The organism is Shewanella sp. NKUCC01_JLK, from assembly GCF_019345615.1.
Taxonomy (GTDB): domain Bacteria; phylum Pseudomonadota; class Gammaproteobacteria; order Enterobacterales; family Shewanellaceae; genus Shewanella; species Shewanella oncorhynchi.
The window spans coordinates 64607-86682 of record NZ_JAHKRD010000011.1 but is presented as its reverse complement, the minus strand read 5'-3'; the positions used below and the strand labels follow the sequence as shown (position 1 = coordinate 86682).

Below are 22076 nucleotides of genomic sequence, written 5' to 3'. Positions count from 1 at the left end.
AACCATCAAAACTTAGCGATTAAGTTGCCTTTGCGGATATTATCCAATGCGACAACTAACTCTTTACCATTCACTTTCAGCGAGAGCATTTGCCCGTCGACCGCAGTGATGGCGCCTTTTAAATTACGACTGCCGTCAACCGGCATAGTCAATTGAAGCTTTACATCCTCGCCTACATAGCCCGCGTACTGCTCAGCAGTAAATAAGGGTCTATCTACGCCTGGCGAAGAAACCTCTAGGGTATATTCTGTAGAAATAGGATCTTCAACATCGAGTACAGCACTGACTTGGCGACTTGCATTGGCACAATCTTCAATATTGATACCATTCTCACCATCAATGAACACTCGCAGTGTGGAATGCTTACCCGCTTGAACATATTCAATGCCCCACAGCTGAAAGCCTAATGCTTCCACAGGTACTTTGAGCATTTCTGCCAGTCTGAATTCTAACGTTGCCAAGATTGACCCCCGAAAAAACAAAAAAGGGCTTAATAGCCCTAGTACAACGCCACATACGAAGCATGCGACAAATTTAAAAGTCCCAGATAACAAAAAACCCCGTAATCACGAGGTCATTAATTTCAAGAACCTGTAAACCATAACGAATTCAAACACTATTCGTTACTAGGAGCTGGTTGCGGGGGCCGGATTTGAACCGACGACCTTCGGGTTATGAGCCCGACGAGCTACCATGCTGCTCCACCCCGCGTCAACTGTGTGCAAGTATATTGACTATCGTCATTTCTTGCAATAACTAAGAGAGAACTTATCTCGTCTATCTTAGTTATATTTGGTGCCGAGAGCGGGACTTGAACCCGCACGACCGTTAGGTCACAGCCACCTCAAGGCTGCGCGTCTACCAATTTCGCCACCTCGGCGACACCTTTTACTAGTCAGGAATTTTCGTTTCTGACTTTTGGGTTCCTTGCTCAACAGGTTGGGTAACCTGTTCAGTGTCTGAACCTAAATCTTTCCATGAATCTTCATTTTTTGCGTGATTTGCACTTAAGTTACCAATAAGCAGACTTAAAGTGAAAAACGCAATGGCAAGAATCGCCGTACTGCGTGTCAGGAAGTTACCTGAACCGCTTGAACCAAAAAGAGTACCTGATGCACCGGCGCCAAAAGAGGCCCCCATGTCAGCTCCCTTACCTTGCTGAATTAATACTAAGCCGATTAGACCTAATGCAACCAACAAGTAAATAACTACTAGAACTTCATACATATTATGCGCTCATCGCTATGGTACACAGACTTAAAAACTCGCTAGAGTTTAAGCTAGCACCGCCAATCAGTCCACCATCAACATCAGGTTGGGCAAATAAATCTGCAGCATTACTCGGTGTCACACTACCACCGTAGAGAATCCTGATATTTTCTCCGATAAACGGAGACACTTCAGAGAGGCGTTTGCGAATAAACGCATGAACTTCTTGTGCCTGCTCTGGTGTAGCACTTTTACCTGTTCCTACAGCCCAAAGCGGCTCGTAGGCGATAATAGCGTTATCAAAAGCCATAGTGCCATTTTTCTGGATCACTATATCCAACTCTTCAGCAATCACCTCAAAGGTGCGTCTTGCTTCACGTGCTGGACCTGACTCACCCACACATAAAATTGGAGTTAAGCCATGCTTTTGTGCAGCGGCGAATTTCTCCGCTACGATATTACTCGTCTCTCCGTACATACGGCGACGTTCTGAATGCCCGATAATTACATATCGACATCCTGAATCTTTGAGCATCTGACCTGAAACTTCTCCGGTATAAGCGCCAAAGTCATGTTGACTTAGGTTTTGTGCGCCCATCCTAACAAGTGAACCGTCTAACGCTTCCTTGTTTGCTTCTAGCAGTTGCCTAACGCTCTCTAGATAGATAGAAGGCGGGCATAAAACCACTTCAGCTGAATCATTTTGGAGCTTAGAGGCAAATTTTTTGAACAACTCTTGGGCTAATGCCGCACTGCCGTTCATCTTCCAATTACCAGCTACCATAGGACGTCTGAGTGCCATCACTGTCTCCTCTGAAAGCGGCGTGAATAATAGCGAACCACTTATTAAGTTACAATAGCTAAATTCGAATTTTTTCAGATATCAGGTTGGAATGCTTATTTTTTACACGCCAAAGCTGTTTTCTGTTCATTTGTGCAGCTAACACCTTAATTTTAAATTGGTATCAGCCGCACTCATTACAAAATTAGCAAATATTAGCTTGCCGATTTTACCGCATCCGCAATCAAATTTGCGTGCGCCAATACTGCACTATGATCGTCACCTTCAACCATGACACGGATCAAAGGTTCAGTACCTGACTTACGTAATAATACTCGGCCACGCACGCCCAGTTGAGATTCAACCTGTGCCTGCGCCGCTTTAACTTTATCTGACTTAAGAGGGTCGTGCTCGCCTTCAAAGCGCACATTGACTAACACCTGCGGCAACATTTCCATCGCAGAAGTCAGTTCTTCTAGCGTGGCATTCTGACGACGCATAGCCGCTAACACTAAAATCCCCGCAACGATGCCATCACCAGTTGTGCCGTGATCAAGATTGAGGATATGCCCTGAATTTTCACCGCCAATGCGCCAATCGAGTTCTTTAAGTAGTTCCATCACATAACGGTCGCCCACTTTCGAACGCGCAAAGGGGATGTCTAATGCTTGCAAGGCGAGATCAAGCCCAAGGTTTGACATTAACGTACCAACTACACCACCACGTAATACGCCACGGGATTTCGCATCACAGGCCAGAATATATAAAATTTGATCGCCGTCGATCACTTCGCCTTTGCTGTTGACCATCATAATACGGTCACCGTCACCGTCGAGTGCGATGCCTAAATCGGCACTTTCGGCTAGAACGGTTTCACAAATTTTGCCCATGGACGTCGCGCCCACTTTATCATTGATGTTCATCCCGTTGGGTTTATCACCAATGGCAATCACCTCGGCGCCTAACTCACGAAACACAGCTGGCGCTATGTGATAAGTTGCGCCATGGGCACAATCAACCACAATTTTTAGCCCAGTTAACGTGTGTTCTGCAGGAAAATTACCTTTGCAATACTCAATATAACGGCCACGGGCATCTTCAATACGCGATACCTTCCCCAATAGATGCGATTCAACACAAACGAGGGGCTTTTCAAGCTCGGCTTCAATTTCTAGCTCTAGGTTATCGTCTAACTTACTGCCGTCGGTGGAAAAAAACTTAATACCATTATCGTAATACGGATTGTGTGACGCGCTGATCACCACCCCAGCTTCGGCGCGAAACGTGCGCGTCAAATAGGCTACTGCTGGCGTTGGCATAGGTCCCATTAACATCACATTAAGGCCTGCAGCAGAAAGGCCAGCTTCTAATGCTGACTCAAACATATAGCCCGAAATACGGGTATCTTTCCCTATAATCACCTTTTTGGTACCACTGCGGGATAACACGCGCCCCGCCGCCCAACCTAACTTAAGCGCGAGCTCAGGCGTCATTTGACCTGAACCGACTTTTCCCCGAATACCGTCAGTTCCAAAAAATTTACGTTCTTTCATATCGCTCCACAAACTCAAATGTGTCCCAATGATTTGGGATCATAATATTAATTAAATGCTTAACGAGAGCATAACGATGCTTAAAAATACGCTTGTGTCGCTTGTAACACCTTGAGCATATCCACAGTTTCAGTAACATCATGCACACGAATGATATGAGCGCCCTTTTGGGCCGCTATCATAGCGCCAGCAAGGCTCCCAGCAAGACGTTCTGAGGTCGGTTTTGCTAAGAGGTTTCCTATCATGCTCTTACGAGACAATCCTATCAATATCGGTAAATCAAACTGGGCAAAACAGTCGAGCTTCGCCAGTAATTCATAGTTATGCTCTAAGCTTTTACCAAAACCAAATCCCGGATCGAGTATTAATAATTCACGGGGGATCCCTGCTCGCAAGCAAGCTTCAATCCGCTCAGTTAAAAAGGCAGAAACTTCTTCAATAACATTATGGTAAGTCGGTGCAAATTGCATGCTTTTGGGTTCACCTTGCATATGCATTAAGCATATGGGGACTTGCAACTCTGCAGCAGCTTCAAGCGCACCTGGTTCCATCAGGGCGCGCACATCGTTAATCAAATGTGCGCCCGCAGCAACAGCTTGACGCATGACTTCAGGTTTACTGGTATCGACCGAAATCCACACATCATGGTGCGCCGCAACATATTTCACCAACGGGATCACCCGCGCAAGTTCATCGGCTAAGCTCACCTCGGCGGCGCCAGGTCTTGTCGACTCACCGCCAATGTCTATCATTCCCGCGCCTTGAGCCACCATGTCATCGGCATGCTGACAGGCAAGCTCATAGGAAGAATATTGACCACCGTCGGAAAAAGAATCGGGAGTGACATTAAGTATACCCATCACAATGGGCGAAGATAACGCGAGGCGTTTAGTGCCAGCAATCAGTTCAAACACGCATTTACTCCTGTAATACGAACACTTACGATTTTACTCACTGGCAAAACTTGCGTCATTAATTTCAAGCCTTCATTTTCTATCCGAAAAGACCAATGTCAGAAGATAAATATCAATGGTGGCAGAGAGTATCAATGACAGCGCAGTCAAATTGCTACAAGGTAAAACAAGAAAACCCCTTTACGGGGTTTTCTTTGGTTTCACAACACATTACTTAGCTGGAGATTCATCAGGATCTTTCAGTTCTGGCTCAGCAGGTGCAGTCACACTGTCTTCAGCTTTCGCTGCTGGTTCACCATGACCATTGCCTTTATCGTTAGAACCACTGTCATCCACTTGCCAATCAGCAGGCTGACGCACTTCACGACGTTTCATTAAATCGTCAATTTGAAGTGAATCAATGGTTTCATACTTCATTAAAGCTTCTTTCATTGAGTGCAGAATATCGAGGTTATCCGTCAATATCTGTCTCGCTCTAGCGTAGTTTTTGTCGATAAAGACTTTTACTTCAGCATCGATAATGGTTGCAGTTTCATCGGACATCGCTTTGGCTTTACCCATGCTGCGACCTAAGAAGACTTCACCATCTTCTTCTGCATACAGCAATGGACCTAACTTGTCCGAGAAGCCCCACTGAGTCACCATGTTACGCGCAATAGATGTCGCGTATTTGATGTCCTGTGATGCGCCAGTCGACACTTTCTCAGTACCGTAGATAAGCTCTTCTGCTAAACGACCACCGTAGGCGACCGAAATTTGGCTTTCTAGCTTACGACGGCTCTGGCTCACTGAGTCAGCTTCAGGTAAGAAGAAAGTCACACCTAAGGCACGGCCGCGAGGAATGATAGTCACCTTGTGCACAGGATCGTGCTCTGGCACTAAACAACCCACAATCGCATGGCCCGCTTCATGGTAAGCAGTCATTTCTTTTTCGGCTTCAGACATCACCATAGAACGGCGCTCAGCACCCATCATGATTTTATCTTTTGCACGCTCAAATTCTTCCATGCCTACAACTCGGCGATTTCCACGAGCCGCAAACAGGGCAGCTTCGTTCACTAAGTTAGCTAAATCAGCACCCGAGAAACCTGGCGTACCACGGGCAATCACGCTTGCTTTCACATCTTCAGAAAGCGGCACTTTACGCATATGCACTTTCAAAATCTGCTCACGACCACGAACGTCTGGTAAACCAACGACCACTTGACGGTCAAAACGACCCGGACGTAATAACGCAGAATCGAGTACGTCTGGACGGTTAGTTGCCGCGATAACAATAACGCCTTCATTACCTTCGAAGCCATCCATCTCAACCAGCATTTGGTTCAGTGTTTGCTCACGTTCATCATGACCACCACCTAAACCCGCGCCACGTTGACGACCGACCGCATCGATTTCATCGATGAAGATAATACAAGGTGCAGATTTTTTCGCTTGTTCAAACATGTCACGCACACGGGATGCACCGACACCAACAAACATTTCCACGAAATCAGAACCTGAAATAGTGAAGAAAGGGACTTTAGATTCACCCGCAATGGCTTTCGCCAGCAAGGTTTTACCTGTACCTGGAGGACCCACCATCAGTACGCCCGTTGGAATTCGGCCGCCCAATTTTTGGAATTTAGTTGGGTCACGCAGGTAATCAACCAGCTCTTTCACTTCTTCTTTTGCTTCGTCACAACCAGCAACATCGGCAAAAGTAGTTTTAATCTGATCTTCGCTCATCAGCTTGGCTTTGCTCTTACCAAAGGACATAGCGCCTTTGCCACCGCCGCCTTGCATCTGGCGCATGAAGAAAATCCATACCCCGATAAGCAATAACATTGGGAACCAAGAGATGAAGATTTGGGTAAGGAACCCTGACTCTTCGGCTTCTTGGCCCTTCATAGTGATGCCTTTACGATCAAGATCATTAATTAAATCTTGGTCATATAACGGCATGATAGTAGTGAATTTTTCACCAGTTCGTTTAGCACCTTCAATAGTACGTTGGTCGCTCTTAACTTCAACAGTTGCGACCTGTCCATCACGGACATTATCTAAGAAGGTAGAATAATCCATCTTCTGCGATGACGAAGAAGAGGGGGAGTAACCCTGAAACACTGACATCAGCACAACGGCGATGACAACCCAGAGTATTAGATTTTTTGCCATGTCACTCAAATTACTAGACCTCATTAAGTCTTGCGATTATTAACGCTAGGTTACTACAACTTGTACCCAGTCGCCACAAGATAGACTTCGCGGGAACGAGCCCGTGAAGAGTCTGGTTTACGTGTTTTAACGACTTTAAACACTGCTTTTACCGCTTTCATGTATTCGTCAAAGCCCTCCCCCTGAAAGACTTTTACCGCAAAACAGCCATTAGGAGCCAATACTTGATGGCACATATCTAACGCCAATTCCACTAAATACATGGCACGGGGCTGATCAACACTATCTGAACCACTCATGTTGGGTGCCATATCAGACAACACAACGTCAACTTTAGCATCACCGACGCGAGTAAGTAATGCTTGAAGGACTTTATCTTCACGAAAATCCCCTTGCAAAAAATCGACGCCGACGATGGGATCCATAGGCAAAATGTCACAGGCGATGACTTTACCTCTATCTCCCGCTAATTTAACTGCCACTTGAGACCAACCTCCCGGAGCGGCACCGAGATCAACCACAGTCATGCCTGGGCGGATCAGTTGATCCTTTTGCTGGATCTCCTCAAGCTTAAACGCAGCGCGAGATCGCAAGCCCATTTTTTGGGCGAGTTTGACATAGTGATCATCAAAGTGTTCTAGCATCCAGCGATTAGAACTGGCCGTACGTTTTATACCTGACATTTAAAATCCGCAACAATTGAGAGTTACACAAAGGCTATATAAGGGTAGAATAGCCGTTTTTCAACAGTAACTCAGCAAAAGTTGGTAGAAATGAACTTAACAACCAAACAAAAACAGCATTTAAAAGGTCTAGCGCATCCGCTAAAGCCAGTGGTGCTGCTTGGTGCCAATGGATTGACTGAAGGCGTACTCGCTGAAATTGAAAGCGCACTCGCTTATCATGAACTGATTAAAGTGAAAGTAGCCTCTGCCGACAGAGAGCTAAAAAATGCCATCGTTGATGCCATAGTACGTGAAACTCAATCCGCAAAAGTGCAACTTATTGGTCATATTCTGGTGATTTATCGTCAATCACCAGAAATGAAAATTGCTTTGCCAAAGGCAAAGTAATTTTTCTTGATTTTATCGTGTTAACAAAAAGGCCATTCAATCGAGTGGCCTTTTTGTTTTCGCTGTTAATTTAAGCGATTAGCATAGCCCTAAGGTGTTTCAGAAATCACTTGTTCCTTATAATGCTCTGGCGTTAAGCCTAATAACTCAGGCAATGAGGTACCAACTGAAATAGAAGAGAATGTGCCGGTTAATATACCGATAAACATTGCAATCGAAAATCCTTCCAGCGGCCCACCGCCCATGATCCACAGCGCACCGACCGTCATTAAGGTTGTTCCTGAGGTCACCATAGTGCGAGAAAACGTCGCCACAATTGCTTGGTTGTTAATGTCTTGAATAGCAAGCTTTGGCTTAGCAATCAATAATTCACGAATACGGTCAGCGATAATGATCGAATCGTTTAAGGAATAACCTAAAATCGCCAGCACAGCCGCAAGTATCGTTAAATTAAACTCCATCTGAGTCAACGCGAAAAATGCCAGCACGAACACTACGTCATGCACTAACGCGAATAGTGCACCCGATGCGAGTCGCCATTCGAAGCGGTAACTTAAATAACCTAATATCGCCAGCATAGCGACTAACAGCGCCAAACCGCCCTGCTCTGCCAATTCTTGACCAATCTGCGGCCCGACAACACTGCTGTTAAGCACTTGCACTTCAGAGTTAAGCGGCGCTAATACCTGCTGAATATCGATATTACCTTGCTCTGTATCGGCACTCTTTATATCGGAATAGCGCAACACCCAACGTCCCGGCTCACTGGCGGAGACTACACTCACTTCTTGCTGATAAGCGGCGTTGAGTAAAGGTTGCAATTCACTGCTGGTAATTTTTCTATCGATCTGCACTTCGGTGACGACACCGCCAGTAAAATCTAAGCCCCAGTTAAAACCTTTCACGCCGATGATGGTTAATGACACTAGCATTAACAAAATTGAGATAGCACTCGAAACATAACGCCATTTAGTTAGATTGATATTTTTCATAGTTATACCTTTACATGACGGCTAGCATCACGTCCATAAACTAAGTTGATCAAGGCCCTTGAAGCAAAGATACCGGTAAACATGCTGGTCAATAGACCTAGGCCTAAGGTCAAGGCAAAACCTTGGATTGGACCATTACCTATGGAGTAAAGCACCACAGCAGTAATCATAGTAGTGAAGTTGGCGTCGAAAATGGTAGAAAACGCGCTATCAAACCCCGTATCAATTGCCAGCGCAAAACTGCGACCTTCCTTTAACTTATCTTTTATTCGCTCGAAAATCAGTACGTTGGTATCGACAGCCATACCGACTGTTAACACCAAACCCGCAATCCCAGGTAAGGTCAACACAGCGCCAGGGATAAGCGCCAGTAAACCAAACAGGATCACCATATTGGAGATCAGCGCTATATTCGCCACCCAACCGAGACGGCGATACCAAAGCGCCATAAACAGCAAGGTAATCCCCATCCCTAAACCAAGGGCAGCAAAACCGTTTTCAATGTTTTCAGCACCCAGCGTCGGGCCAATAGTGCGCTCTTCAACAATAGTCACTGGCGCCGTCATAGAGCCAGCTCGCAGTAACAAAGCTAATTGTTGTGCTTCTTGATAGGAGCCTGCACCCGTAATGCGAAAACGATCTCCAAGTTGGGATTGAATCGTCGCAACACTGATAATCTCTTGTGTTTGCTTTGCCTTACCTTGCTCATCACGGCTGTATTCGCTGTAAGACGTCGCCATAGGTTTGCCGATATTGGTACGGGAAAACTCAGACATTTTCTGCCCGCCCACACGGTCAAGGTTAATGTTCACCTCCGCCATGCCCATCTCGCCTAAACTCGCCCTCGCATCGACAATATGATCGCCACCCAGCACTGGTGTGCGGCTCACATAAATAGGCTTACCAGACTTGTCATTGAGCACCATAGCATTAACGGAGCCAGACTCTTTAACCTCGAAAAAGGCCAGACTCGCCGTAGCACCGATAACGTTTTTAGCGGCTGCAGGATCTTGTACTCCAGGCAATTCAATCCGAATTCGATGCTCCCCTTGACGCTGCACTAAAGCTTCAGTGATACCGAGTTCTTCAATACGGCTGCGCATCACTTGTAAGTTTTGCTGCACTGTCAAATTACGCAGTTTCGTTTGCTCTTCTTGGCTCAACTTAATCAGTAAACCCGCGCCATCTGCATTGGATAGCTGCCAATGAGGATAGGACTCTTTCATCATTTGACGCACAGCTGCACGGGCGTCATTATCCGGCAACGTCATGTTTAACTGATGACTTTGGTCCAAATGCACGCTAGCACCACGAATTTTCTGCTCACGGATGAATTGACGTAGCGAATCAACAAGCGTCTCGGCCTGAGTTTGATAAACAGGATCAATATCAACATCGAGTAAGAACTGTACGCCACCGCGCAAGTCGAGCCCGAGTTTAATCGGCTGAAAGCCTAAGTTTTGTAACCAACTTGGCGCCGCACTGGCAAGGGATAAAGTCAACTCTTTTGGCTCTGCGACCATAGAAGAGACTAAAGTTTTGACTAAGGTTTGTTGGTTATCTGCATCGAGGACAATTATGGTTTCACCATTTTTTTGGTCGATACGTTTTACCGTCACGCCTTCAGCTTGTAGCTTATCTCGAAGGGCAATAGGTGTGAGCGTTAACCCCGCCTTCGCGCCCACCTGCACAGCCGCATCCTCACCGTAAAATGTCGGCAAAGCACTAAATAGCATCACGATAATAGTGACGATAAGCACTAAGTATTTCCAAGCTGAATAGTGATTTAGCAGCCGTTGATTGGGTTTTCTTTCCATGGGATTAACTCGCTATTTAACGCTCAGCATTTAAATCAAATCGCTAAGCGAACATATTGATATCAGTCCGAAACCCGTAATTGAGTACCAGCGGCTAAGCTCGTAAGGCTCAAATCATCACTGCTTACTTAAGCAGCTATAAAAAGTTTCGGTGAGTACAAAAAGGCAACAGCATGAAAAATCGATAAGAGTAGGCTCCTATCAACATCATGCCTAAATAGGCGAGTTAAGCGGCTTGTTGGCTAAATCGATATTGAAGATTTGAGACTTTCCAACCCGAAATTCGGGCGGGGGAAGAAACAGCAGAAAGCGTCCAATCTGATGTGATATCAAGATCGGTGGGTTCAACAACATTGGATGTCGGTTCGGCAGTAAAGTCTACAGCGAGTACATATACTGGCTTGACCTCACGCACATCGTGCTGGGCAAGACTGATAAATCGCGGCGAATTTATCGGGGCAAAATCTAAGTCATCAGAATGACTTACATAGTCAGAGCTCGGACAAGGTGCTGGCTGTGATTCTAATTCTGAATTGACTAGATCGGTATCATGACTATTCGGTGAGCCGCAGCTTTCAACGGTTTGCGCATCAGACTGTGCATTAGATTGGGCATTGAGCTGTGCATTGTCTTGGGCGATAACATCGGCATCGGGCAAGCTTTGAGGCTCAGCGCTTCGCTTTGTATGGGGAGTCGAGCTATCAAGACTCACAGTATGCATCTGAGCATAATGGCGAGTTGCATCACTGCGCTGTACTGAGGGTTTTGGCGCATAGCTAGCCGAGTGCGCAATCAACATGATCGCCACGCAAACTAACATCAATCCTGTACGCCAATGTTTGACCAAAGCGTGCCCTCTTATAAAACATTATCAAACTAAAGATGAACCTATTCATTGTTAGCTTTTGATGCTTAACTGTGGGTCCATAAAGTGAAACTCGCGCAAAAAAACAACATACACATTTCGCCAATGTTGAATTTGCTAGGATGGCAGCTTAGGCAAAAACCTACAAAGAGACAAATTAAACTTTGTCCATCTTACCCCGAATTCAACGCTGAAGCGCGGTCGATATCCTTGGCTAAAGCACTAAATTCGAGCCCTAAACTCAAGCCGTAAACAAACTTAATTCGCGGATAACAAAAAACCGCCCTAGGACGGTTTTAGCGATATCGCATGAGTCACGCTCACAACACTATAAGCAAAGTATTATAAGCAGATTATAAATACTGTACTGAGATGATTTCGTAATCTGTCATACCACCTGGCGTAGTAATAGACACTTCATCACCTTCATTTTTGCCGACTAAGCCACGAGCTATTGGTGAATTCACTGAAATCAGGTTTTCTTTAATATTCGCTTCGTCATCGCCGACTATGCGATAAGTCACTTCGACATCGGTATCAAGATTTAAAATAGTCACAGTGGCGCCAAAAATGATACGACCGTTATTCACCATCTTAGTGACGTCGATAATTTGCGCGTTAGATAACTTACCCTCAATATCACGGATACGTGCTTCACAAATACCTTGTTCCTCACGAGCCGCATGGTATTCCGCGTTTTCTTTCAAGTCGCCTAACTCTCTCGCTGAAGCAATTGCTTCAGTGATTTTAGGACGACGGTCAAACTTGAGAATATCTAACTCTTTACGCAGCTGCTCTGCACCGACAACTGTCATAGGAACCTTAGTCATAACTTCTTTCGTCTCCTTTAAAACAAAAGCAACCCGTGCCAACGCTAAGGTCAACACAGTCAAATGAGGGTGGAATTGCGCTATTCTAATCGTTATGCGCTTTTGATGCACCAAGAACAATGCATTGACGCAGCTTACCCAACCTTAAGCAGAGTTACCAGTAATCAAATTCAAATCTGTATACATAAGGAAATTTCGCACAATTTTTAGCTCGAAATGGGTACAAAAATGCCCACTCGCCATTTAGACTGTGGGCATTAAGACTCAAAGCAAAAACCTCAAATAGAGGTTAACTCATTTATTCAAGCCCTGCCTCAAAGGTCAAAAAGATTTCACTAACCGTTTTATCAGCAAGGGATTTATCTGAATTAGGGCGCTCAATTGCCGCATGTAAGAGATAACGTCCTGCTGAAGGTAAGATCATTGAAACTTTACCGTCTTTATCTGAGGTAAATTCGATTTCCTCTGGTTTGTTTCGATATAAGCTACCGTCTTTCATAATGGCGACTTTAACGCCTTCAACGGGCTTACCATCGAAAACAAATTGCAGGGTAGCAGCTTCATTCTCAACAATATCTGCAGGATGAGTCACAGGCACTAGTTCTAAATATTCCCCCTTAGGCTTTAACACTTCCTCAGTTGGCTTATTACGTGTGACATAGGTTTCAACCCGCGACACATTTAAAGAACTTTCAAGTTCATAGGCTCCCTTTGGCATAGCAGCAGTTGTGGCTTTTTTATCCATACGGCTGCGTACAACCCCTTCTTTTCCTTTAACTTTATATTGAGAAAAATAACGAGGTGAAACTTCTTTTTCAAACTTATAAGTGCCATCTTGCATCAGTTGCACATCAAACACCGACTTACGTCCGCCCGTATAACTTGAGCTTGGAGACGTTGGTTTTCCATTTGGCTGTAACACACGCACATCACTGGCACTAAAAGGTTTATCCATCATAAACACTTGATTGCTGGCAGACACATCTGAAGTAATCCACACAATTTCTTCACTTTCAGCCGAAACGTTGAAGTGGCTAGGTAAAATCCATCTGTCGTGGCTACTTGCCAATGGGCTAATACAAAGTGTGCCAAGTAATGTAATAAGACGTAATTTCATGCCTTTTCCTTAAGTTTAACGATTAATATACGGGCTAAATATTTAATGGATTGACTCAACGAGCCATGCCGCTTAAGCGTATGTCGATAACGCCAGTTTCTGTCGTGGCGGGCAACTGCACAGAGAAATCTCCTGCAGCTAAATCGATATTTTGTCGTACAAGATCGCGACCACCGTGTTCACGCACCACTTCAATAAATACAGTGTAAGTGGCAGGTTCAAGCACTTTTCCCGCCTCATCTTTTAAATCCCAATCGATTTTGTAATGACCCGCGGGACGTGTCGCAGATGCAATACCGTCAACAAAGCTCATATCTTCGCGTCCGGCTTTACGCCACCAACGACGGATATCTTTCAACCATTTATGGCCTTCATCCCATACCCAAAGGCTTAAGGTTTTAACCGTTTGCCCCTTGGCATCCTCAACCCATACGGCCACATAAGGTCTGTGATATTGCCCTTCGGTAATTTCAGGCAAGGTTAAATCGACTGTCATTTTAGGCGTCGCAAACGCCACAGAACTGACAAACAAAGCACTCACCGTAATGGTGCGAATAAGATGACGCATACTCGGCCTACACTCCTTATGGAACAAAATAAACATACACAAACCCGCAACTGCTGCTGACGAGTACCATGTATAACAATGACTTTTTGAGGCGCTTGGTTTGAGGCAGCAACAAATAAGCCCCAGTAAGCGAAAATAAAATGATAAGCACAGCGCTGAGATCGAGTATCCAAGCCCAAGCTGCTCCTGTGTTACGGCCCTTATGCAAATCATTCACTACGGCAACGACACCGTAATCTAAGGTTTCGACATAGGCTTGGCTGTCGAGTAAGTCCAAAGTCAGGCTGCGGTAAGTGCCGGGCCCTTTGCTGACTAAACTAATTTCATCTTCATCGATATCGGCACTCGCCATATCCATAGCCCATTCACTTTTCAACCAATGACCCGCAGCCAGACGCCATTGTGAGTCTTGGGCATTAACGGGTAACAAATAGGCCGGGATTGGCACTTGCTCCCGCTTAGGTTCCTGATCAGCTTGAGAAAACCAATTAGGATGATTTAACGTTATACCTGTCACCGCAAAAAACAGCATCAGCAACAATAAAGCCATAGACACATAAACATGAATAATGCGGGCAAAGGACAAAGACGACTTACTGACTCTTAATTTCAATGATGCACTCTCAAAAACAAACCGAAGAGAAATACCTCCAGAGTCTGCTTTCCCTATGCAGCTAAGGATAGAAATGAGCTGCATTAAACTAATTTAATGCGCCGAGATTAAATGAGATCGATTATCAAACAGAACAAAGTTTACAAACTTTACATATTCAATACTGAAAAAGAAGTTAAAAAGTAAGAAGAAAATAAGTGCTAAAAATAAAGCACTTAGGGGTAAATCTGTTTTTAGCACTCAAAAACCATTACCTTCGATTAAATTAGCAGCAAACAATCTATTGTATCACCTGTAAATACCTATAAAATTCATAAGGATAAAATTCAACATTTGGGCTAACTTTTTTCCTTAAAATTTACTTTGCCACCCTCTCGTTTACCTTATGCCAATCAGCTACAATCCGCCGCCGGCGACTTGCTGGTACTTCCAAGGAAATATCATCTTGAGTACATCTCTGCTCAAAAAAATGCGCTGCCTGCATATTGTGTGGCTCGCATTAATGCTCAACGCCTGCGTTGCACCACTATTATTAATGTCACCTCAAGGCCAGCTCATGTGGGCCCTGCTTAAACCCCTTGTCGGTTTAGATCCGAACGATGTCGGATTATTCGAACAACCGCTCATCAAAAACCGTATGCAGGAATTGCTGGGTAAAAATTACGATACCACCCTATCCCTGCTCAAAACGGCCGACAAGATCCAACAGGAAGGTCCACTCATCTACTTAGTGTCAACTTACACCCCTGTCCCCGAAATGGCCGAAAAAGCGGGTCTTGTTTGGAACTCAGACACCAACCAAATGGCAGTCATGCTGATGAAAGGCGGTGCACCCTTAGTGATTTCTGAGCAACTCAGTAATCAGGTAGAAAAACGGGTCCCAAGTTGGCCGAAGGAATTAGCCGACTATACCGATCCACAGAAGTTACAACAAAAAGCCTTAGAAGCGGGCGCAAATCAAGTACAGCAACAATTAGCAATACCTGATGCTGTCAAAGCCGTTGCAACAGGTGATGTTAAAGCGGCCCAAGGTGCCGTTATTGATAGTGCGGTCACAGAGAATGCCGTCATTAAGAATGCTGCAATGCCAATCAATAGCACTGAAGCGGCTGCAAAAGTCGCCGTTCCAGCGGCTCCAGCAGAAATAAAATCGCCACCTGTTACTCCTGAAGTCAAAAAGCAATAAAACGGATCACCACAGTGCCAGCTCAAATGGCACTGTGGATTAACTTTGAAAATAGCTGAATTGCCACAACCAACGGGAATTATAGAGACAAGGGAAAGACTGGAAGGGCTAATATTGAAGGGAAACTGAAAGCAAAATAACGCTAAGCTGAAAATAGTTAAAAGTTAAAAAGCAAAAAGCCTGTCCGAAGACAGGCTTTTTAACTTTTTGGCTGGGGTACAAGGATTCGAACCTTGGGATGCCGAGATCAAAACCCGGTGCCTTACCACTTGGCGATACCCCAATAAACTGTGTTTAATCTTCTATCGAAGATTGCATTTTGATGGTACGGGAAGAGAGACTTGAACTCTCACACCTCGCGGCACCAGAACCTAAATCTGGCGTGTCTACCAATTTCACCATTCCCGCATCAAAATGTACCAAAATTGTCTATTCAACATTTTTGGATTTTTCTCTGATAAATCACTTTAACAGAGTTAAATATGGTAGCAATGGCGGGACTTGAACCTGCGACCCCAGCATTATGAGTGCTGTGCTCTAACCAGCTGAGCTACATTGCCAATGGCTGGGGTACAAGGATTCGAACCTTGGAATGCCGAGATCAAAACCCGGTGCCTTACCACTTGGCGATACCCCAATCAACTTGGAAACTGAGAAAAAATGGCTGGGGTACAAGGATTCGAACCTTGGAATGCCGAGATCAAAACCCGGTGCCTTACCACTTGGCGATACCCCAACTAACTCTGTTTCAAACATCCGCTATCGCCGATGTTTCTAAATTCATATATCTAAAAAATGGTACGGGAAGAGAGACTTGAACTCTCACACCTTGCGGCACCAGAACCTAAATCTGGCGTGTCTACCAATTTCACCATTCCCGCACAGCTTCATGTTTACATCGTGAAGAGATGCTAGCAATCAATGCTAGAGTAAAATCGTGATTCATTTTATATAAGAAGTTTATCTTAAATAAAATGGTAGCAATGGCGGGACTTGAACCTGCGACCCCAGCATTATGAGTGCTGTGCTCTAACCAGCTGAGCTACATTGCCACATCGATATTACGCGCCCCTCTCAGCGAGGAACGGGGCGTATTATGCTTATTCGAGGTATCTAGGTCAACAGCTTTTTTTCGCTATTTCCCTTAGGTTAAGCTGTTCGGCTATTACTTCACCAAACTGAGCAACAGATGTGCTAAATAACACCTTGTTGCCCATACTTAGCTTAATTTATCGAGACTTACAGCGTGAATAAGCTTTGTTATACGTTAAACAGGAAATGCATCACATCGCCATCTTTAACAATATAGGTTTTACCTTCCACGCGTAACTTACCGGCTTCTTTCGCGCCAGCTTCACCTTTGTGGGCAATAAAGTCGTCAAATGCCATCACTTGGGCACGGATAAAACCGCGTTCAAAATCGGTATGGATAACGCCTGCCGCTTGCGGAGCACTCGCACCCACTGGCACAGTCCAAGCACGCACTTCTTTCACGCCTGCGGTGAAATAGGTTTGCAGATTCAGTAATTCATAACCTGCGCGGATCACACGATCTAAACCTGGTTCTTCGATACCCAGATCCGCCATGAACTCATCGCGCTCCTCGATTTCCATCTCGGCCAGTTCAGATTCAATCGCCGCACATACTGCAACAACGATAGCGTTTTCAGTGGCAGCAATGGCGCGAACGGCATCTAAGTGCGGGTTATTTTCAAAACCATCTTCCGCAACGTTAGCAATATACATGGTCGGCTTTAAGGTTAAGAAGTTCAGGTAAGCCACCGCTTCCAGTTCTTCTTTCGATAAATCCATTGAACGCAACATTTGAGCTTCGTCTAAAATGGGGCGCATTTTTTCTAATACTTCTACTTCAAACTTAGCGTCTTTATCGCCACCTTTAGCACGTTTCTGCTGACGCTGAACCGCACGCTCTAAACTGTCTAAGTCAGCTAACGCTAATTCAGTATTGATGACTTCGATATCGCCAGCTGGGTCAACCTTGTTAGCAACGTGAACAATGTTGTCATCATCAAAACAACGTACTACATGACCAATGGCATCGGTTTCACGGATGTTAGCGAGGAACTTGTTACCTAAGCCTTCGCCTTTAGATGCGCCAGCCACAAGACCCGCAATATCCACGAATTCCATGGTGGTAGGTAACACACGTTGTGGATTCACAATCGCAGCTAACGCATCCAGACGTGGATCCGGCACAGGTACAACACCAGTGTTAGGTTCAATGGTACAAAACGGGAAGTTAGCCGCTTCGATGCCAGCCTTAGTTAACGCATTAAAAAGCGTTGATTTACCTACGTTAGGAAGACCAACAATGCCGCATTTAAAACCCATATGCTTACCTTTCTCTCGATTATTGGCTGACAAGTCACACTCATCAGCGAGGTTTAGTCGTCCTGCCCTATGGCAGCACATTACTGAATAATTAAATCACTTGAATCACTTAACACTTAAGTCTCGCCAAAGGCAAAACCTACTCCGCTTTAAAGGAGTGTAATCTGTTCATGGCTTTCACCATGTCTTGTTTAAACAAAATTTCGGTAGAACGCACGGCTTCATCTATCGCCGCCTCGATAAGTTCTTGCTCTTTAGCAGGTGCTTTTCCCAGTACGTAACCACTCACTTGATTTTTATCACCGGGATGACCGATACCTAAGCGTAAACGGTAGAAGTTTTTATCGTTAGCCAGTTTAGCAATAATATCTTTCAGACCATTGTGGCCGCCATGACCGCCACCGAGCTTAAACTTAGCCACACCGGGCGGCAGATCGAGTTCATCGTGAGCGACCAGAATCTCTTCCGGCGTGATACGAAAAAAATTCGCCAAAGCGCCAACCGCTTTACCGCTTAAATTCATATAAGTCGTTGGGATCAATAAGCGGACATCTTTACCGTGCAATACGGCTCTGGCAGTCAAGCCAAAATACTTACTGTCAGCCACTAAAGTCACGCCGCAAATTCTCGCTAACTCAAGTACGTACCAAGCCCCCGCATTATGGCGAGTGTGTGCATATTCAGCACCTGGATTAGCCAGACCAACTATTAATTTTATTTCGCTCATGACACTCAATATTGATATTTCGTTGATGACAGCCGCGCAAAGTGCCGACTGAACTGACCATACCTGCTAAAAACGCGGCATTTTAGCACTCAAACCCCAAGTCAACAAATGCCACGTCATCGCACAGGAGCAGAACACAAGGTCAGAACACAGAACAACTCAGCGTTAATTAAGTCCCATAGCATATTTAAGGACTGTCTTTTTGAGCGGGGAATTGATGTTTGCCAACTTTAACGCGCCATTACGCAGCAGCTTTAGCGGCAGAAAATCGTTGCTAAAACCGGCGTAAAACAAATCCATCGCCGTCATCATCAATTGATTATCGCGATAACGTTTGCGCTGATATTGGGCAAGCACTTCATTCGACCACCAGATATTATCTTGGGCTAATGCATCCTTGATGACCGCCAAAAACGCTTCGACATCCTTAAACCCAAGGTTCACCCCTTGGCCAGCGAGCGGATTAATGGTGTGGGCGGCATCGCCTAAAATCACCACATTATGACTATAGTAGCGCTGGGCATGGCGACGAGTGAGGCCAAAACTGCCTTTATTCTCAACGGTAAAATCAGCGTCCAAACGCGCTGGAAAATGCACTCTTATCTGATCTGCAAGCTGTTTATTATTAAGCTGCATTAACTGCTTAATTCGATTGGCATCGTCGTACCACACCAGCGAAGCGTTATTGCCTGGTAAAGGTAATAATGAACGCGGTCCTTTGGGCGTAAACTGCTGCCAAGTCACATCCTGTTGCCCCTGTGCGGTGTTGATATTAATCAACATGGCCGATTGAGCGTAATCCCAACCCGAAATGCCAATTCCCGCCCATTGACGTACCTGCGAGTGAGCACCATCGGCGCCAACCAACAACTTAGCGGTCAGTTTACTATTTGACTGTAAGTGCACGCTCACACCGTCGCTATCGCGGGCAAATGCCACCACTTTATCGGGACAATATAAGGTGATGCCAGCCAATTGTGTCATCTGTTGCCACAGGGCAAGTTGGATTAAACGGTTTTCGACTATATGACCTAAATGGCTGGCGCCAATTTGTGAACAGTGGAATTGGGTGATGCAGCCATCGAGCTCCCAAGTTTCTAAGCCCAAATAAGGCACATTACGCATCTTGAGCAATGAGTCCAAGGCGCCAAGACGTTCAAGCAGCGTTTCAGAAGCCACACTGATGGCCGAGACTCGCACATCTAATGGCTGTTCGGCTTGATAAGCTTCTGGCGCAAAAGATTCAATCACCGCCACTTGCAAACCCTGTTGGGCTAATCCAATTGCCGTCGCCGCACCGACCATACCGCCGCCGACAAGAATGACATCGAACTCAGTGCCTTCTGCATGAGTGACGTCAGCATGAGTCACGTTAGAATCTGTGGTGTCGGATATCATCTGTGCATGTGTCTCTTCAATCTGGCTCATCCTACTTACCACCTTAGTTACCACCTTAGTTACCACCTTAGTTAGCACCTTTAAGCCCTTCTGTATTTCTGCCTAAGCGACTTTTCACAAACCCGCTTGATTATGCCTTATATCAAGATACCACGGAAATGTTGAGCGCATTTCGATTCGAAATCCGTGAAGACATAGGCATTCAAGCCCGAATAGTTTGCTGGAAATAACGAAAGCTCAACCTGTTAACAATATTAATCTTGCCCAAATGCAGCCGAACAATAAAAACCTAGCATTTGTGAGGGTATCGCCCTTGGCAAAAGCCAACAGCTAAAAGTGTGGACAAAGCTGGTCAGCAGCCGTAACAGCAGGTAAAATGTCGCGCTATTTTTATTGGTCATCTAGGGCGACACAACTGATGAGTAAGAAACTCCATATCAAGACTTGGGGCTGTCAAATGAATGAGTATGACTCATCCAAGATGGCTGATCTGTTAGGCGAATACCAAGGTTATACCTTGACTGAAGAAGCGTCTGAGGCAGACATTCTCCTGCTCAACACTTGTTCTATCCGCGAAAAAGCGCAAGAAAAAGTGTTCCATCAGCTAGGACGCTGGAAGACGCTTAAAGATAAAAATCCCAATTTGATTATTGGCGTGGGCGGCTGCGTTGCCTCACAAGAAGGCAAAGCCATTAAAGACAGAGCCCAATGTGTCGACATTATTTTCGGACCACAAACCTTGCACCGTCTGCCCGAGATGATCGAGCAAGTGCGCCGTGGCGACAAAGCGGTTATCGATATCAGCTTCCCTGAAATCGAAAAATTCGACCGTCTGCCAGAGCCACGCGCCGAAGGCCCAACCGCGTTTGTGTCTATCATGGAAGGTTGCAGCAAATACTGCTCGTTCTGTGTTGTGCCTTATACTCGCGGCGAAGAAGTCAGCCGTCCATCGGACGATATTATCCTTGAAATCGCCCAATTGGCGGAGCAAGGTGTGCGCGAAGTAAACTTGCTCGGCCAAAACGTGAATGCCTATCGCGGCGCAACTCACGATGGCGCAATTTGTACTTTTGCGGAATTACTGCGCTTCGTGGCAGCCATCGACGGTATCGACCGTATCCGCTTCACGACCAGTCACCCGATTGAATTTACACAAGATATCATCGACGTTTACGAAGATACCCCTGAGCTTGTAAGCTTCTTGCACTTGCCAGTGCAATCGGGTTCTGACCGTATTCTCACAGCGATGAAACGCGGCCATATGGCGATTGAATATAAGTCAATCATCCGCCGCCTGCGTAAAGCCCGTGAAGGGATTCAAATCAGCTCAGACTTTATCATTGGCTTCCCAGGCGAAACCAAAGAAGACTTTGCCGATACCATGAAGTTGATTGAAGACATAGGTTTCGACCACAGCTTCAGCTTTATCTATAGCGCACGTCCGGGCACGCCAGCGGCAGATTTGCCCGATAACGTCGATATGGAAGAGAAAAAACAACGTCTGGCGATTCTGCAAGACCGCATCACCCAGCAAGCCATGCGCTACAGCCGCCACATGATGGGCACAGTGCAACGTATTCTGGTTGAAGGACCATCGGTGAAAAATCCTATGGAACTGCGCGGCCGTACTGAGAACAACCGAGTGGTGAACTTCGAAGGTCAACCAAAACACATTGGTACTTTCGTGGATGTCGAAATCGTCGACGTTTACACTAACTCACTGCGCGGTACTTTTATTCGCGGCGAAGATGAAATGGATCTACGTCGTAGCCTGCGCCCTGCAGAAATTCTGGCCAAGCGCAAGCAAGATGATGAACTGGGTGTGACTCAATTTAAGCCATAAGCGTTAAATCGGCTTAACTTAAACAGTACCGATATCAGTACCTATATAAAGAAGGGCGACTTAGTCGCCCTTTTGCTTTAA

Annotated in this window: 20 protein-coding genes and 9 tRNA genes; 3 read left to right on the top strand and 26 right to left on the bottom strand. The window is 45.5% G+C overall.

The window, feature by feature from the left end; all coding sequences use genetic code 11:
- Positions 1 to 5: 5 nt before the first annotated feature.
- The 9 genes from rimP to rlmE form a co-directional block, all read right to left on the bottom strand.
- Positions 6 to 461, bottom strand: a complete 456-nt coding sequence (gene rimP / locus KO537_RS13270) for a ribosome maturation factor RimP (protein ID WP_006082718.1) — start codon at positions 459 to 461, stop codon at positions 6 to 8.
- Positions 462 to 634: 173 nt separating this feature from the next.
- Positions 635 to 711: transfer RNA gene (locus KO537_RS13265), tRNA-Met, on the bottom strand.
- 82 nt (positions 712 to 793) lie between these two features.
- Positions 794 to 880, bottom strand: a tRNA-Leu gene (locus KO537_RS13260).
- 11 nt (positions 881 to 891) lie between these two features.
- The gene (gene secG / locus KO537_RS13255; RefSeq protein WP_028761453.1) at positions 892 to 1227 is read right to left on the bottom strand and encodes a preprotein translocase subunit SecG; all 336 of its coding nucleotides are present in this window, start codon (positions 1225 to 1227) and stop codon (positions 892 to 894) included.
- Between the two features lies 1 nt (position 1228).
- On the bottom strand, positions 1229 to 2011 hold the full coding sequence (gene tpiA, locus KO537_RS13250) for a triose-phosphate isomerase (protein WP_006082720.1): 783 nt from the start codon (positions 2009 to 2011) through the stop codon (positions 1229 to 1231).
- Between the two features lie 194 nt (positions 2012 to 2205).
- Positions 2206 to 3543, bottom strand: a complete 1338-nt coding sequence (gene glmM / locus KO537_RS13245) for a phosphoglucosamine mutase (protein ID WP_028761454.1) — start codon at positions 3541 to 3543, stop codon at positions 2206 to 2208.
- 80 nt (positions 3544 to 3623) lie between these two features.
- Positions 3624 to 4457, bottom strand: a complete 834-nt coding sequence (gene folP / locus KO537_RS13240) for a dihydropteroate synthase (protein ID WP_028761455.1) — start codon at positions 4455 to 4457, stop codon at positions 3624 to 3626.
- Between the two features lie 210 nt (positions 4458 to 4667).
- Entirely contained in the window at positions 4668 to 6638 is a 1971-nt protein-coding gene (ftsH, locus tag KO537_RS13235; RefSeq protein WP_173913187.1) for an ATP-dependent zinc metalloprotease FtsH, read from the bottom strand.
- A 29-nt stretch (positions 6639 to 6667) separates the two neighbouring features.
- Positions 6668 to 7297, bottom strand: coding sequence for a 23S rRNA (uridine(2552)-2'-O)-methyltransferase RlmE (gene rlmE / locus KO537_RS13230; RefSeq protein ID WP_006082724.1), 630 nt, complete (start codon positions 7295 to 7297; stop codon positions 6668 to 6670).
- 90 nt (positions 7298 to 7387) lie between these two features.
- Here rlmE and yhbY point away from each other — a divergent pair, with 90 nt between their 5' ends.
- Entirely contained in the window at positions 7388 to 7687 is a 300-nt protein-coding gene (yhbY, locus tag KO537_RS13225) for a ribosome assembly RNA-binding protein YhbY (RefSeq protein WP_006082725.1), read from the top strand.
- Positions 7688 to 7776: 89 nt separating this feature from the next.
- Here yhbY and secF read toward each other — a convergent pair whose 3' ends face one another.
- From secF to KO537_RS13190, 7 genes are all read right to left on the bottom strand, one after another.
- On the bottom strand, positions 7777 to 8679 hold the full coding sequence (secF, locus tag KO537_RS13220; RefSeq protein ID WP_028761458.1) for a protein translocase subunit SecF: 903 nt from the start codon (positions 8677 to 8679) through the stop codon (positions 7777 to 7779).
- Positions 8680 to 8681: 2 nt separating this feature from the next.
- Positions 8682 to 10496, bottom strand: coding sequence for a protein translocase subunit SecD (gene secD / locus KO537_RS13215; protein ID WP_173243264.1), 1815 nt, complete (start codon positions 10494 to 10496; stop codon positions 8682 to 8684).
- 226 nt (positions 10497 to 10722) lie between these two features.
- The gene (locus KO537_RS13210; RefSeq protein ID WP_173243261.1) at positions 10723 to 11316 is read right to left on the bottom strand and encodes a hypothetical protein; all 594 of its coding nucleotides are present in this window, start codon (positions 11314 to 11316) and stop codon (positions 10723 to 10725) included.
- 398 nt (positions 11317 to 11714) lie between these two features.
- Positions 11715 to 12191, bottom strand: a complete 477-nt coding sequence (gene greA, locus KO537_RS13205; RefSeq protein ID WP_028761461.1) for a transcription elongation factor GreA — start codon at positions 12189 to 12191, stop codon at positions 11715 to 11717.
- Between the two features lie 298 nt (positions 12192 to 12489).
- Positions 12490 to 13308: a DUF4198 domain-containing protein gene (locus KO537_RS13200; RefSeq protein ID WP_028761462.1), complete on the bottom strand. Its 819-nt coding sequence runs from the start codon at positions 13306 to 13308 to the stop codon at positions 12490 to 12492.
- A gap of 55 nt (positions 13309 to 13363) precedes the next feature.
- Positions 13364 to 13876, bottom strand: a complete 513-nt coding sequence (locus tag KO537_RS13195; protein ID WP_173243258.1) for a DUF2271 domain-containing protein — start codon at positions 13874 to 13876, stop codon at positions 13364 to 13366.
- 16 nt (positions 13877 to 13892) lie between these two features.
- Entirely contained in the window at positions 13893 to 14489 is a 597-nt protein-coding gene (locus KO537_RS13190) for a PepSY-associated TM helix domain-containing protein (RefSeq protein ID WP_173243256.1), read from the bottom strand.
- A 469-nt stretch (positions 14490 to 14958) separates the two neighbouring features.
- Here KO537_RS13190 and KO537_RS13185 point away from each other — a divergent pair, with 469 nt between their 5' ends.
- Positions 14959 to 15675, top strand: coding sequence for a hypothetical protein (locus tag KO537_RS13185; RefSeq protein WP_173248574.1), 717 nt, complete (start codon positions 14959 to 14961; stop codon positions 15673 to 15675).
- 208 nt (positions 15676 to 15883) lie between these two features.
- On the opposite strand, the gene KO537_RS13180 is transcribed toward KO537_RS13185, so the two are convergent.
- The 10 genes from KO537_RS13180 to KO537_RS13135 all read right to left on the bottom strand — a co-directional run bounded on the left by KO537_RS13180 (position 15884) and on the right by KO537_RS13135 (position 20182).
- Positions 15884 to 15958: transfer RNA gene (locus KO537_RS13180), tRNA-Gln, on the bottom strand.
- Positions 15959 to 15998: 40 nt separating this feature from the next.
- Positions 15999 to 16083 (bottom strand) — tRNA-Leu (locus tag KO537_RS13175).
- A gap of 75 nt (positions 16084 to 16158) precedes the next feature.
- Positions 16159 to 16235, bottom strand: a tRNA-Met gene (locus KO537_RS13170).
- Between the two features lie 2 nt (positions 16236 to 16237).
- Positions 16238 to 16312, bottom strand: a tRNA-Gln gene (locus tag KO537_RS13165).
- A gap of 24 nt (positions 16313 to 16336) precedes the next feature.
- Positions 16337 to 16411 (bottom strand) — tRNA-Gln (locus tag KO537_RS13160).
- A gap of 60 nt (positions 16412 to 16471) precedes the next feature.
- A tRNA-Leu gene (locus KO537_RS13155) sits at positions 16472 to 16556 on the bottom strand.
- A gap of 94 nt (positions 16557 to 16650) precedes the next feature.
- Positions 16651 to 16727, bottom strand: a tRNA-Met gene (locus KO537_RS13150).
- Between the two features lie 208 nt (positions 16728 to 16935).
- Positions 16936 to 18027, bottom strand: coding sequence for a redox-regulated ATPase YchF (gene ychF, locus KO537_RS13145; protein ID WP_173497501.1), 1092 nt, complete (start codon positions 18025 to 18027; stop codon positions 16936 to 16938).
- Positions 18028 to 18166: 139 nt separating this feature from the next.
- A complete protein-coding gene (gene pth, locus KO537_RS13140; RefSeq protein WP_028761467.1) occupies positions 18167 to 18754 on the bottom strand; it encodes an aminoacyl-tRNA hydrolase in 588 nt (195 codons plus the stop codon).
- A 165-nt stretch (positions 18755 to 18919) separates the two neighbouring features.
- Positions 18920 to 20182 (bottom strand): FAD-dependent monooxygenase, encoded by a 1263-nt coding sequence (locus KO537_RS13135; protein ID WP_173243253.1) that lies wholly within the window; start codon positions 20180 to 20182, stop codon positions 18920 to 18922.
- Between the two features lie 388 nt (positions 20183 to 20570).
- Between KO537_RS13135 and miaB the strand changes: the two genes are divergently transcribed.
- Complete coding sequence (gene miaB / locus KO537_RS13130; protein WP_173243250.1) at positions 20571 to 21995, top strand: tRNA (N6-isopentenyl adenosine(37)-C2)-methylthiotransferase MiaB; 1425 nt, start codon at positions 20571 to 20573, stop codon at positions 21993 to 21995.
- The last annotated feature ends 81 nt before the right edge of the window (positions 21996 to 22076 follow it).